The sequence below is a fragment of the Hymenobacter cheonanensis genome, from assembly GCF_030581075.1.
In the GTDB taxonomy this organism is placed as follows: Bacteria; Bacteroidota; Bacteroidia; order Cytophagales; family Hymenobacteraceae; genus Hymenobacter.
This window is the reverse complement of sequence record NZ_JAUQSW010000003.1, coordinates 14,061-27,755: the sequence shown is the minus strand read 5'-3', so window position 1 is coordinate 27,755 and position 13,695 is coordinate 14,061. Positions and strand designations below refer to the sequence as shown.

General features: G+C 63.3%; 10 protein-coding genes. 5 read left to right on the top strand and 5 right to left on the bottom strand.

Annotated elements, in window-relative coordinates; genetic code table 11:
- Positions 1–8: 8 nt before the first annotated feature.
- Positions 9–2,186: a bifunctional alpha,alpha-trehalose-phosphate synthase (UDP-forming)/trehalose-phosphatase gene (locus Q5H89_RS06375; RefSeq protein ID WP_305018476.1), complete on the top strand. Its 2,178-nt coding sequence runs from the start codon at positions 9–11 to the stop codon at positions 2,184–2,186.
- Positions 2,187–2,240: 54 nt separating this feature from the next.
- On the opposite strand, the gene Q5H89_RS06370 is transcribed toward Q5H89_RS06375, so the two are convergent.
- Positions 2,241–4,025 carry a glycoside hydrolase family 15 protein gene (locus Q5H89_RS06370; RefSeq protein WP_305018475.1) on the bottom strand — a complete coding sequence of 595 codons (1,785 nt, stop codon included), beginning with the start codon at positions 4,023–4,025 and terminating at the stop codon, positions 2,241–2,243.
- Positions 4,026–4,090: 65 nt separating this feature from the next.
- The gene (locus Q5H89_RS06365) at positions 4,091–4,438 is read right to left on the bottom strand and encodes a winged helix-turn-helix transcriptional regulator (protein WP_305018474.1); all 348 of its coding nucleotides are present in this window, start codon (positions 4,436–4,438) and stop codon (positions 4,091–4,093) included.
- Between the two features lie 137 nt (positions 4,439–4,575).
- Here Q5H89_RS06365 and Q5H89_RS06360 point away from each other — a divergent pair, with 137 nt between their 5' ends.
- Positions 4,576–5,334 (top strand): glucose 1-dehydrogenase, encoded by a 759-nt coding sequence (locus tag Q5H89_RS06360; RefSeq protein WP_305018473.1) that lies wholly within the window; start codon positions 4,576–4,578, stop codon positions 5,332–5,334.
- Between the two features lie 73 nt (positions 5,335–5,407).
- On the opposite strand, the gene Q5H89_RS06355 is transcribed toward Q5H89_RS06360, so the two are convergent.
- On the bottom strand, positions 5,408–5,926 hold the full coding sequence (locus Q5H89_RS06355) for a pyridoxamine 5'-phosphate oxidase family protein (RefSeq protein ID WP_305018472.1): 519 nt from the start codon (positions 5,924–5,926) through the stop codon (positions 5,408–5,410).
- A 227-nt stretch (positions 5,927–6,153) separates the two neighbouring features.
- Here Q5H89_RS06355 and Q5H89_RS06350 point away from each other — a divergent pair, with 227 nt between their 5' ends.
- Positions 6,154–7,575, top strand: coding sequence for an MATE family efflux transporter (locus Q5H89_RS06350; RefSeq protein ID WP_305018471.1), 1,422 nt, complete (start codon positions 6,154–6,156; stop codon positions 7,573–7,575).
- 95 nt (positions 7,576–7,670) lie between these two features.
- Here Q5H89_RS06350 and Q5H89_RS06345 read toward each other — a convergent pair whose 3' ends face one another.
- The gene (locus tag Q5H89_RS06345) at positions 7,671–8,372 is read right to left on the bottom strand and encodes a phosphatase PAP2-related protein (protein WP_305018470.1); all 702 of its coding nucleotides are present in this window, start codon (positions 8,370–8,372) and stop codon (positions 7,671–7,673) included.
- 196 nt (positions 8,373–8,568) lie between these two features.
- On the opposite strand from Q5H89_RS06345, the gene Q5H89_RS06340 reads away from it, so the two are divergent.
- On the top strand, positions 8,569–9,879 hold the full coding sequence (locus tag Q5H89_RS06340) for an amidohydrolase (RefSeq protein WP_305018469.1): 1,311 nt from the start codon (positions 8,569–8,571) through the stop codon (positions 9,877–9,879).
- An 86-nt stretch (positions 9,880–9,965) separates the two neighbouring features.
- Here Q5H89_RS06340 and Q5H89_RS06335 read toward each other — a convergent pair whose 3' ends face one another.
- On the bottom strand, positions 9,966–10,703 hold the full coding sequence (locus Q5H89_RS06335) for a hypothetical protein (protein WP_305018468.1): 738 nt from the start codon (positions 10,701–10,703) through the stop codon (positions 9,966–9,968).
- Positions 10,704–10,853: 150 nt separating this feature from the next.
- Here Q5H89_RS06335 and Q5H89_RS06330 point away from each other — a divergent pair, with 150 nt between their 5' ends.
- Positions 10,854–13,628 carry a 4-alpha-glucanotransferase gene (locus Q5H89_RS06330; RefSeq protein ID WP_305018467.1) on the top strand — a complete coding sequence of 925 codons (2,775 nt, stop codon included), beginning with the start codon at positions 10,854–10,856 and terminating at the stop codon, positions 13,626–13,628.
- The last annotated feature ends 67 nt before the right edge of the window (positions 13,629–13,695 follow it).

Below are 13,695 nucleotides of genomic sequence, written 5' to 3'. Positions count from 1 at the left end.
TTTGGCCTATGCCCCGCACCCTAATCGTCTCCAACCGCCTCCCCACCAAAGTCCTGCGCCAGGAGGAGGGCCTCACGTTTCAGCCCAGCGAAGGCGGGTTAGCTACCGGCCTCGGCTCCATCTACCGCCAGGGCGATAACCTGTGGATAGGCTGGCCGGGGCTTTTTGTGCAGGATGAAGCCGAGGAAGACTATATCCGCGAAGAGCTGCGGGCGGATAACATGGCCCCGGTATTTCTGACGGAAGCCGAAATTCGTGACTTCTACGAAGGGTTCAGCAACTCTACGCTATGGCCTACCTTCCACTATTTCAGCGAGTTTGCGGTGTACGAGCAAGCCCACTGGGAGGCGTATGTGACGGTAAACGAGAAATTTTGCGAAGCCGTGCTAGCCCACGCCGGGCCCGAGGACACCATCTGGGTGCACGACTACCAGCTGCTGCTGCTGCCCGAAATGCTGCGCAAGGCGCGGCCCGAAGCCAGCATTGGCTTCTTCCTGCACATCCCGTTTCCCTCGCAGGAGCTGATACGGGTGCTGCCCTGGCGCACCGAGTTGCTGCGCGGCATGCTGGGCGCCGACCTCATTGGCTTTCACACCTTCGGCTACATGCGGCACTTCCTCAGCGCCGTAACGCACCTGCTGGGCTACCCGGCTCAGAACGGGCAGATTGAGACGCCTAGCCGCTCGGTGCGCGTCGATGCCTTCCCGATGGGCATCGACTACGAGCGCTATGCCGAGGCTGCCGCCTCGGAGGCGGCACAACAGCACGCCGAGGAATACCGCGAGGCGCTACGCGACACGCGCGTCATTCTGAGCATCGACCGGCTCGACTATACCAAAGGCATTGCTCAGCGGCTGCGGGCCTTCGACCTGCTGTTGCAGCGCTACCCCGAATGGCGCGGGCAGGTAAGCCTGATTATGCTGGTAGTGCCCTCGCGCGACCAAGTGGCGCAGTACGCTGACTTAAAAGTGGAAATAGACGAATTGGTGGGCCGCATCAACGCGCAGTACCGAACCATCAGCTGGAACCCGATTCTGTATTTCTACCGCTCGCTGCCGCTGGAAGAGCTGGCCGCCCTGTACAAGCTGGCCGAGGTGGCCCTCGTGACGCCCATGCGCGACGGTATGAACCTCGTGGCCAAAGAGTACGTGGCTAGCCGCCTCGACCAGCGCGGGGTGCTCATCCTGAGCGAGCGCGCCGGTGCGGCCCGCGAGCTGTCCGATGCGCTCATCATCAACCCCACCGATGTGGGGCAGCTGGTGGAAGCCATGCACGAAGCCCTGGTGATGCCCGAGGAAGACCAAATACTTCGCATGACAGCCATGCAGGCCTTGGTAAAGCGTTACAACGTCTTTTCCTGGACCAAGCTGTTTATGAACCAGCTGGCCTACACCAAGATGAAGCAGCACACGCTAGCCACCGAAATGCTGGATGGACCGGCTACCCAGCAGCTGCTGCATGATTTTCAAGCGGCTAGCGAGCGGCTTATTCTGCTCGACTACGATGGCACGCTGGTGGGCTTCCACCCCAACCCGCAGCGCGCCGCCCCCGACCAGGAGCTGCGCCTGCTATTGCGGGCCCTCACCGACCTGCCCCACACGCGGGTGGTGCTCATCAGCGGGCGCGACCGGGCCACGCTGGAGAAGTGGCTGGGCGATTTGCCCGTCGATTTCATCACCGAGCACGGGGTGTGGCTGCGGGCGGCGGGTGAGGAATGGGAGCTTTTCCAGGCTATGCGCAACGACTGGATGCGCGAGCTGCGCCCGGTGCTGGAGCTATACGTGGCCCGCACGGCCGGCTCATTTATCGAGGAGAAAGACTACTCGCTTGTGTGGCACTACCGCCGCGCCGATGCCGACCTGGGCGAGGTGCGCGCGCGCGAGCTGCTCACGCACCTGGCCTTTATGACGGCCAACACCGAGCTGCAAGTAATGGAGGGCAATAAGGTGCTCGAAATCAAGCACTCGGGCATCAATAAGGGTTCGGCGACCTCGCGCTGGCTAGCCCGTTTTCTGGCCGATTTTATCCTGGCCCTCGGCGACGACCGTACCGATGAAGACACCTTTCGGGCCCTGCCGCCCGAGGCCTACACCGTGAAAGTGGGTACTGGCAGCCGCTCGCTGGCCCGCTTCAACCTGGCCTCGCCTACCGAGGTGCGGCAGCTGCTGCGCCGGCTATTAAACTAAAAAGCACAGCGAACCTCAGCGCAGAGGAGGCGCTGAGGTTCGCTGTGCTTTTTATTAGCTCACGAACTGCGGCTTATCCAGCTTTTTGGCGATGCGGTAGGCGGCGTTCACTAGCCCCACGTGGCTGTAGGCCTGCGGGAAGTTGCCCCACTGCGAGCCGGTTTTGGCATCTACGTCTTCGCTCAGCAGGCCCAGGTGGTTGGTGTAGGTGGTGAGCTGCTCGAACTCGGCAATGGCCTCGTCGAGGCGGCCCACGCAGGCCAGGGCCTCCACGTACCAGAAGGAGCAGATGAGGAACGTGGTTTCGGGCGTGCCGAAATCGTCGGGGTGGCGGTAGCGGTAAAAGAGGCCCTCGGGCGTTTTCAGCTCTTTTTCCAGCTCGACTAAATGGTGCCTGGTGCGCTCCGAGCTGGGGTCGAGGTAGCCCATGGTGATGAGCTGAATGGTGCTCGCGTCAAGATTATCCGAGCCGATGGCATTGGTGTACACCCCGCGCTCGGCATTAAAGCAGGCTTCAATATGCTCTTGCGATACTTGGAGCAGGCGGCTTGCCTTGGCTTCCAGCTCCTTATTGCCCAGCGAGCGCGCCACCTGCACGGCGGCGTGGCTGCCGGCCCAGTGAAAGAGGTAGGTGTAGCAGTGCTTTTGGGCAATGTGCCGAAACTCCCAAAGGCCGGCATCGGGCTGGTCCATGGTGGTTTCGATGAGGCGCAGGGCCTCCTCTACTAGGGCAATGGGCGTGGGCCGGCCGGGGTCCTGAAAGCGGCAATCGACGTAGAGCGGCAGCAGGGCCACGAGCACCTGGCCGTATACGTCGTTCTGGATGTGGGTGTAGGCGTCGTTGCCAATGCGCACCGGCTGGTTGCCGAGGTAGCCGGCCAGGGGCAGCTCCTGCTCCACGAGCCTGCTCTGGCCGCCAATGCCGTAGAGCGGCTGGTACTTGTCCTGCACCTTGCCCGTAATGTTGGCGATGAAGTGGAAATAGCGCTCCAGCTCCTCGGAGTGGCCGATGTTGTTGAAGGCCGTGAGGATGTAAAACGTGTCGCGCATCCAGCAGAAGCGGTAGTCCCAGTTGCGGGTGCTGCCGGGCGCCTCGGGCAGGCTGGTAGTGCTGGCCGCGATAATGGCGCCCGTGTCCTCGTACTGGTGAATTTTGAGGGCTAGCGCCGAGCGAATGACCATCGACTGGTGGAAATTGCTGATGCTGGTGCTCTTCACCCAGCCGCGCCAGTAGGCCAGCGTGTTGGTGAGAAAGCGCTCGGCAGTGCTTTCGAGGGCGGCCTCCAGCGGCGCGCCGTAGGTGAGCACGAGGTACTTGGTTTCGTTCAGCACGAAGTCTTCCTCATCGAGCACGTAGGTGAGCGGGATGTTGGTGGTGAGGCGAATCTCCTCCTCCATGCCCAGAAACGCGATGTGGTTGGAGCTGCGGCGGCGCGTCAGCTCGCGCTCGCCGTACTCGGCTACCGGGCGGCAGGCCACCCGCACGCGGGGCGTGCCGGCCAGGGGCTCAATCTTGCGAATGAACATGAGCGGCTTGTAGTAGCGCTCATATTGCAGAAAGCGCGGGGCAAAGTCGGTGACGCGGTAGCTGCCATCGGCAGCCGTAATCTCGGTGCACAATACGTTGGTATTCTGCACGTAGTACTGGTGCGAGCTGAAGTCGGGCCCGGCAGGGCGCACGCTGTACTCGCCGCCTTTCTGCTCATCGAGCAGGGGGCCAAATACGAAGCTGCTGTCGAAGCGCGGCCAGCAAAGCCAGCGCACGGCCGTATCGGTGCCAATGAGGGCCAGGAAGGCGCAGTTGCCGACCACGCCCATATCATAGGTGTGCTTAGTCATGAAGGGGAACCCCGGCGCGGGCCGGACTGGTGTGGCTAGGGTGTACCCCGTTTGGGCAGTCGGGGTTATAACCCGGCCGGGCACCCGGTAGCCCCCGACGCATCGCCGGCGCTGTGCCAGCTACATAACTGGTCGAGAATGGGCAACAGCAGCGCCCCGCGCGCCGTGAGCGAGTACTCGACGCGCGGCGGCAGCTCGGCAAAGGCCTCGCGCTGCACAATGCCATCTTCTTCCAGCTCCTTGAGCTGCTCGGTGAGCACCTTGCGCGAGATGAGCGGCAGGCGCTGGGCGAGCTGCCCAAAGCGCCGCCGTTGCGCCAGGTGGGTGATAATAATGGGCTTCCACTTGCCACCAAGCACGCCCATGGTGCGGGTCATCGAGCAGGTCGAGGTTTCGAAGGCGGCGTCTCTCATGGCAATAGCGGATGGTAAAAAGGCCGTTAGTTACGGCAAGGTAACCAGTTTGTCGAGCAAAATGATTGGCTTTAGTAACCAGGAGTAACCAATGATAGTTCCTTGCCGAAACCAACCCATAACAACCCGTTTTGAACATGGAAACCTCGCAAAAACTCGCCGGTAAAGTAGCCCTCATCACAGGCGGCACAGCCGGCATTGGCCTAGCCACGGCCCAGCGCTTCGTGGCCGAAGGCGCATTTGTATTTATTACCGGGCGGCGGCAAGCCGAATTAGATGTGGCAGTGCAAACGCTGGGCAGCCAGGCGTTCGGTATTCAGGGCGATGTGAGCAGCCTAGCCGACCTTGACCGGGCCGTGGCCACTATCAAGGAGCAAAAGGGCCGCCTCGATGTGCTGTTCGCCAACGCGGGCATTGCCGAGTTTTTGCCCATCGACGCCGTGACGGAAGACCACTACGACCGGCAGTTCGACATCAACGTGAAGGGCATCGTGTTCACGGTGCAGAAGGCGCTGCCGCTGCTACCCGATGGCGCGGCCATCGTCGTGATGTCGTCGGTGGTGGGCTCGAAAGGCTTCGGCGGCGACAGTATTTACAGTGCTACCAAGGCAGCTATTCGCTCGCTGGCCCGCACCTGGACCACCGACCTCAAAGCCCGCAAAATTCGGGTGAACGCCATCAGCCCCGGCCCTATCGAGACGCCCGGCCTCAACGGTGTAGTGGGCACGCTTGAGCAAGGCGCGCAATTCAAAGCGCAGATGGTGAGCACCGTACCGCTGGGCCGCATCGGCGACGCCGACGAAATCGCTAAGGCCGTAGTTTTCCTGGCTTCGGATGACAGCAGCTACGTAACCGGCACCGAGCTGTTTGTAGACGGCGGTATGGCGCAGGTGTAATGCCGCCAGGGTCGGCCAAACATAAAAAAGCCGCCGCTCCAACTCTGGAGCGGCGGCTTTTTTAGGGAGCTACCTACTGCGGCACATCTACTTGCACTTTAGCTTGCTCGTCGGGGGTGGGGTGGTGCTTTTCGCCGGTTGTGCGGGCTTTGAGGTAGGCAAAGGCCCGAACCAGTACGTTGCCGGGCGTGTCCCAGTATTCGCCGCTTTCAATATCTACCCGAATGAGCGCCAGGTTGGGCTCGTCGGGGCCTTTGGGAAAGAAGCCCCGGAAATCTTCGCGCCACAGCTCCTTTATTTTGGCTCGGTCATCGACCACGGTGCCGGTACCGGCAATGGTCACGTACACCGCGTTGTCGATGTCGGAGTAGCCGAGGCCGACCTGCTCATTAGCCTGGATTTCCGTGATTTTCTGAGCGTCTTTTTCCGAGAAAAACCACAGCGCGCCCTCGTTGCCGGGCGCGCAGGTGTACATGGGGCGGCCGTGCAGGCGGCCGTGCGCGTCGAGGGTAGTGAGGGTGGTGTACTTCACGTCCTTGATTTTCTCAAGGAGCTTGATAATGTCTTGGGTAACTGCAACTTGCTCAGCCATGGAAAAAAACAAAATAGAGTGGAGTAACTCTCGGCTATACGCGAGGCCCGCCCCCTGGCGTTACCATTGCGAGGCTGAATGCCAGTATTTTATACTAATTTATTCTAAGCTCAGCCGTGCTAGCCGGCCGCTCTGTTCAGGGCCTGCCAGTTAGCCATCAAACCCCGCAGGCCTCCTTAGGCAGTGCCCGTCAGCCCCGCCGCCGCCGGGTGCGTATGTAGCTCTCTATGTCGCCTACTACTGCCGCCCGCCCCAGCCTCACCGAGGGCTCCATTCTGAAAGCCTTGCTCACGCTGGCGCTGCCCATCGTGTTTGGCAATTTGCTGCAGACGGGCTATCAGCTCGTCGATGCGTACTGGGTGGGCCGGCTGGGGGCCAATGCCGTGGCCGCCGTGGCGGTGTGCTTTCCCATCAACTTTTTGCTGGTGGCGTTGGGCTCGGGCTTTTCGGTGGCCGGCTCGGTGCTGGTGGCCCAAAACTTCGGGGCCCGCAACCTGAATATGGTCAACCACATTGCCGCGCAGTCGCTGGTGCTCGAAACCGGGCTGGCCCTGGTGCTCACGGTGGTAGCCTACGCGGCCTCGCCGTTTATTCTACACCTGTTTGGGGTGGGCAACGACATCTTCGACCTGGCCAATTCCTTTCAGCGCGTGCTGATGCTGGGGCTGGTATTCAACTTCGGCTTCCTCATGTTTCAGGCCCTGATGCGGGGCGTGGGCGAGGTGCGCATTCCGCTCTACATCAACATTGGCACCCTAGCGCTCAACTTCGGGCTCGACCCGCTCTTTATCGACGGCTGGGGGCCGATACCGGCCTACGGCGTGGCCGGCGCGGCCATTGCCACGCTCATCACGCAGGTTATCAGCGTGGTTATCGGCATTGTTGTTTTGCTGCGCGGCAAGTCGGGCATTCAGCTCAGCTTCAAAGGCTTCCGGCCCGATTTTCCGCTCATGGGCCGCTCGGTAAAGCTGGGCCTGCCCTCGTCGGTCGACCTCTCGGCCCGTGCCCTGGGCCTGTCGATGATGACGGGGCTAGCCACGGCCTTCGGCACCACCATTCTGGCTACCTACGGCATTGGGTCGCGCATTCTGGCGCTGGGCATTATTCCGGCGCTGGGCATTTCGCTGGCCTGCTCCACACTGGTGGCCCAGAACATTGGGGCCCGCAACCTGCCCCGCGCTAGGCGCACCGCCAACTACGCCATCGCCATCAGCTTTATTGGGCTGCTGCTGGTGGGGCTGGCCGGCTGGCTGGCCGCCGAGCCGCTGGTGCGCTTCTTTTTGAAGGGCGACGAGGCCGTGACGCGCGACGCGGTAGAGTTTGTGCGCATTGCCGTGTTCAGCCTGTGCTTCACGGGGGTGCAGCAGTGCATTTCGGGGGCGCTGCGCGGGGCCGGCAACACGCTGGGCGCCATGATACTCACTATTATCGGCGTGTGGGGCTTCCAGTTTCCGGTGGCCTGGTACCTGTCGCGGCATACGGCGCTGGGCTTCCACGGGCTGTGGTGGTCGTTTGTGATTGCCAACGTGCTCTCGGCCCTGCTGGCCGGCGCCTGGTACCTGCGCGGCCAGTGGCTGCAAAAGGCCCTGGCCGCTGCTCCCGCCAAAACCACCGTAGCGCCCGAAGAGGCTTTGCCCGCCCCGGCCTAGCATTAGCCCTCCTTTTGAGATGACAGCTTATTATAGCAACAGGCTGCTTTCACCAGGTGAAAGCAGCCTGTTGCGTAAGGGTAGGATTGACAGCGCTAATGGAGCTGAGCCGTACTGCGGGTAAAAGCGGCGGCCGTGCCTTCAATAGCCGGCCGCGTAATGAGGCCCGCCACCCAGTAGGCAAACCAGGCAAATAGCGGCGCCGCCAGCACATCGTAGCTGTAGTGCACGCGCTGCACCAGCACCAGCACCCCAATGAGCACCGCCACCAGGGCTAGCGCGGGCCGCAGTATCCGGCCCCGCACGGCCAGCGCCAGGATAGCCACCGTGGCCGTGTGCCCCGAAAAAAACAAGTCCTTGGTAATGGCGTCGCTAGCGGCGGTATGAAAGAAAAACGCCGTAAACGGGTCGGGCATGGCTATCAGGTCGAGCGGCGGATTGAGGGGCCAGAGCCAGATGGTGCCCAGGCGCAGCACCAGCAGCAGAAAATAGGCCCACAGCCCGCGCAAAAACAGGTACGGGTGCCGCGTGAGCCAGCCCACCGCCGCCAGCACGCCCCCATACATGAGCACAAACACGGGCGTGGCCACATCGTGGCGCGGCAGCAGGTGCAGCAGCGGGTCGGCCAGCACGGCGCCCTCGCGGGCCTGCACCCACACAAAAAAGCCCGGCACCAGCGGCACCAGCCCCCCAAACAGCAGCACGACCAGCAGCGCCCAGCTCAGCCGAAACGCGGGCCGGGCCAGCGCCGGCGCCCAGGCGTCGGAGGCGCCGGCCGCCTCTTCGGTGGTGGGCAAGGGGGATGTCAGGGAAGAAGGCAGCACACGCATGGAGTCCGTCAGAAAAAAACCGAGCTTCGCTAATCCTGCAAAATTAAGCCCAACTACTCGATACTCGATAACCTGGCCTTAACACACACAGGCGCCGGGCCCGTTCCCGGCTGCAGCCCGGCGCGGGCACTTACTGGGCTAGCGGGATAGTACCTTGGCAGCCATGAAACATGCTACTCCGCTTTTACTAGCCGCGCTGGGCCTGGGCCTGACTACCTCCGCCGCCCACGCCCAAAACGCGGCTCTCACGGCCCGCATCACCACCCTGGCCGCCGCCGAGCAGGCCAAAGTGGTGGCCTGGCGCCGCGACCTGCACGAGCACCCCGAGCTTGGCAACGAAGAAACCCGCACTGCCCAACTCATTGCCGCGCAGCTCAAAAGCCTGGGCCTGGAGGTGCACACCGGCGTGGGTCGCACCGGCGTGGTGGGCATTTTGCGCGGCGGCAAGCCCGGCCGCGTGGTGGCCCTGCGCGCCGACATGGACGGCCTGCCCATCACCGAAACTACCGGGCTAGCCTTCGCCAGCACCGTGAAAACCACTTACCTGGGCCAGCCCGTGGGCGTGATGCACGCCTGTGGCCACGACACCCACGTGGCCATGCTGCTAGGGGCCGCCGAAGTGCTGAGCCAGGTGAAGAAGGACCTGCCCGGCACCGTCAAGTTCATCTTTCAGCCGGCCGAAGAGGGCTCGCTGCCCGGCACCGTGGGCGGCGCCAAGCTGATGGTGCAGGAAGGCGTGCTCGAAAACCCTAAGGTGGATGCCATTTTCGGGCTGCACATTTGGGCCACGGCCCCGGTGGGGCAGCTGCAATACCGCCCCCGGGGCGAAATGGCCAGCTCCGACCGCTTCACGGTGAAGGTGATTGGCAAGGGCAGCCACGGGGCCAAGCCCTGGAGCAGCGTAGACCCGGTGGTGACGGCCGCCGAGATTATCACGGCGCTGCAAACCATCGTGAGCCGCCAGGTTGACCTGACCCAGGACGCCGCCGTGGTGACGGTGGGCACCGTGCAGGCCGGCGTGCGCTACAACATTATTCCGCCCGATGCTACCATTAGCGGCACCATTCGGGCGTTCAGCCCCAAAACGCAGGAGCAGATTTGGGCGGCCATCAAGCGCACGGCCAACGGCATTGCGGCCGCCAACGGCGCCACCGCCGAGGTGGGCATCGAGCCCTACGTGCCCGTGACTTATAATGACCCCGCCCTCACGGCCCGCATGCTGCCCACTATGCAGCGCACCGCGGGGGCTAGCAACGTAGTCGAAATCAAGGCCGTAACTGGCGCCGAAGACTTTGCCTGCTACCAGGAGAAGGTACCCGGCCTGTTCATCTTTTTGGGCGGCATGACGCCTGGCACCGACCCTGGCACCGTGGCCGACCACCACACCGCCGGCTTCAAAGTGGATGAAAGCGCCTTTCCGCTAGGGGTGAAAACGCTCGCCACCCTGGCCGCCGACTACCTCAGCCAGAAGTAGGCTTTGGGCCAGTAAAAAGCAGCAGGGCGAATAAAATCTGGCTATCAGATTTTATTCGCCCTGCTGCTTTTTATTGGTCTACGGCCCTAGTCGTTGTGCACCAGGGGCTTTTTGTGGGCCCTGTAGAGCGAGAACTCAGCCTTGAGGGTGAGCGTGGCAAAGTCGTCGAGCTGGTCGGGGTTGCCCCGCTGGCTGATGTCGTCGAGCATGTCGGTGCTGGTGAAGTAGTAGAGCGCCTCCAGGCTGAAAGCCAGGCGCTTGCTGGCCCGCAGCGTAACGCCGCCGCCCACGGGCAGCACGGCGGCCAGGCCGGGGTACTTGTTGCGCCCTTCGGGCACCAGCGGCACGTTTTGCTGGGCCGCAGCGGGGTCGTAAACCATCGCGCCCACGCCGGCCTCCACGTATATGAGCACGGGCACCTCGCGGTGCGCGGGGCCCACGTAGAGGCTTTTATCGGCCAGAATATTGTATTGCAGGCGGCCCGTGAGCAAGCCATTGTCGCTGCTGAAGCTGTAGCCCCGGGCCGGGTAGTCGTCGGTAGCCTTCAGGTGCAGGTAGCTCAGGTCGGTGGCGAAGGTGAGGTGCGGGCTCAGGGTTTTGGTGAGGCCCGCGTTGACCCCCACGCGCAGGGTATTGTTTTTGAGCTTGCCGGTGAGGTCGCCGTTGTAGTAAGCCAGGTTCAGGCCCAGGCTCAGGCGCAGCGGCTGGCGGTGGTAGGGCTGCCCGCTGGGCGTAAGAAAACGGCGCGGGGCGTGGTAGCCCGGAGGGGCGGCAATGGCCGAAAGACTGCTGCCCAGCAGGGCTAGTAGAAGAGAAAAGCGCATTAGCAAAAAAAAGAAGGTGCGGTGGTTGGTGCGGGTAGATAAGCGAGTGGGCAGGAAGCCCCATACGGCAGAGATGGGCCTGCCGTTGGCTTGGGGCAATGAGGCCAGGCGGCGGGGCAGTATCTTGCAGCCTTTACTTGGCTTGCCTGCATGATACTGACTTTTTCCCTGCCCTACCGCACCACCTACGGCCAGCGCCTGGTGGTTTGCGGCTCCTTGCCCGCCCTAGGCCATTGGAACCTGGCCCAGGCACTGCCTTTGGCCTATGACGAAGCTACTACGCGCTGGAGCGCCACAGTAGATGTGCCCGCCGCTACGGCCGAGGTAACTTATAAGTACGTGCTGCTATTTGAGGGTGGCGGTGTGGTGTGGGAATGGGGCGACAACCGCACCCTGGCCCTGCCTGGCCTGGCCCCGGCCAGCCTGGCCGTGCGCGACTTTTGGCGCGCCCCCGCCCAGCCCGAAAACGAGCTGTTTACGGCCGCTTTTACCAAGGCGCTGTTTCGCCGGCCCGGCCACCAGCCGGGCACGGGCACCGCTAGCCCCGCCCCGGCCAAGAAGGGTGCCACCAAGGGCAAGAAGGCCGCCCCCGCCCCGGCCAGCGTGCGCTTTCAGCTCGAAGCGCCCCGGGTAGACCCGCATCACCAGGTGTGCGTGCTGGGCTCCGACCCCGCCCTTGGCAACTGGGACAATACCAACCCGCTCATCCTCAGCGATACCCATTACCCCGCCTGGCAGGCCGAGCTAGCCCTGCAAAGCCCCGGGCAGGAGCTGCGCTACAAGTACGGCTTCTGGGATGCCCGGCGCCACGCCGTGGTGCAGCTCGAAACCGGCGACGACCGCGTGCTGCCCGCCGGCACGGCTCAGCCCGGCACCCTTACGGTGCTCGCCGATGAGGGCTTCCGCTACGCGGCCCAGCCCTGGCGCGGGGCCGGCGTGGCCATGCCCGTATTCTCGCTGCGCAGCGAAAAAGGCCTGGGCGTGGGCGAATTCTCCGACCTGAAGCTGCTCATCGACTGGGCCGAGAAAACGAGCCTTAATATGGTGCAGATTCTGCCCATCAACGATACCACGGCCACCCACACCTGGGTCGATTCGTACCCCTACGCGGCCATTTCGGTGTTTGCGCTGCACCCGCAGTACCTGCACCTCGAAGGCATTGCCGAGCTTAAGGACAAAGCCGCCCGCGCCGAGCTGGCCAGCCTCAAGGCCGAGCTGAATGCCAAGGACTTCGTGGACTACGAGGCCGTAATGAACGCCAAGTGGAAGTTTCTCAAGCTCTTGTACCAGCAGGAGAAGAAGAAATTTCTGGCCGACCCCGAGTTCCACACCTTCAAGGCCGAGCAGGCTAGCTGGCTCGTGCCCTACGCCGCCTTCTCGGCGCTGCGCGAGCGCTTCGGCACCGCCGATTTCAACCAGTGGCCCCGCGAGTTTCACGCGCCTACGGGGCTAGCCCAGCTCACCGACGAGCACGGCCCCGACTTCGACGAGTTTGGCCTGCACTTCTTCACGCAGTTTCACCTCGACAAGCAGCTGCGCGCCGCCGTGGACTACGGCCGCCGCCGGGGCGTGGTGCTCAAGGGCGACCTGCCCATCGGCATCTACCGCCACTCGGTGGATGCCTGGACCCAGCCCGAGCTGTACCACATGGACCAGCAGGCCGGGGCCCCGCCGGATGATTTCTCGACCAGCGGCCAGAACTGGCGCTTCCCGACCTACAACTGGGAGCGCATGGCCCAGGACAACTACAAGTGGTGGCGCGAGCGCCTGGGGCACCTGGCCCGCTACTTCGACGCGTTGCGCATCGACCATATTCTGGGCTTTTTCCGCATCTGGGAAATGCCCGAGAACTCGGTCGAGGGCCTGCTGGGGCACTTCGCCCCCGCCCTGCCCCTGCACCGCGACGAGATTCAGCGCCGGCTAGGGTGGTTCGACTACGGCCGCCTGTGCGAGCCCTACATTCGCTGGCACCTGCTGGAGCGCACCTTCGGCGGCGAGGCCCAGGCCGTATTCGATGAGTTTATGACCGCCGACCAGTACGGCGCCATTCAGCTCAAGCCGCAGGTAAGCAGCCAGCGCCTCATCGAAACCTATGTGGATGAGCAGATTGCGGCCAACCCCGAGCGCGCCGAATTCCTGCTGCGCGTGCGGCCGGGCCTGTACCACTTTGTGAACGAGGTGCTGTTTTTACCTGCCGGCAACGACTTCTACCACCCGCGCATCACGCTCAACAAGACTGCCAGCTTCGCCGAGCTGGCCGACGACGAGAGCCGCCGCCGCCTCTACGACGACATCTACGTTGACTTCTTCTTCCGCCGCCACGAGGAGTTCTGGCGCGAGCAAGGGCTCATCAAGCTGCCGGCCGTGCGCTACGCCACCGACATGCTCATCTGCGGCGAAGACCTGGGCATGGTGCCCGCCTCGGTGCCCGGCGTAATGCATCAACTCGGCATTCTGGGCCTCAACATCCAGCGGATGCCTAGCAACCCCGCTACCGAGTTTGGCCACCCCAACGACGCGCCCTACCTCTCGGTCGTTACTACCGGCAGCCACGATATGAGTACCCTGCGCGGCTGGTGGGAAGAGGACCGCGTGCGCACCCAGCGCTACTTCGAAACCACGCTCGGCCACTGGCGCCAGCTGGCCCCCTATTACTGCGAGCCCTGGGTAGTGCGCGAGGTGCTGAACCAGCACCTCTACTCGCCGGCCATGTGGGCCGTATTCCCGCTCCAGGATTTCCTGGGCATGGACACCAACCTGCGCCGCGCCAACCCGCACGACGAGCAAATCAACGTGCCCAGCAACCCGCAGCACTTCTGGAAGTACCGCCTGCACCTCACCCTCGAAGAACTCAACGACGCCGTGGGCTTCAATGAGCCCGTGCGGGCGCTGGTGGAGGCTAGCGGGCGCGGCCCAGCTTATTGAGCCGCTCACTATTAGCCCATTCCCACAAAAAAGGCCGCCCGATGAGGGCGGCCTTTTTTGATTGCTG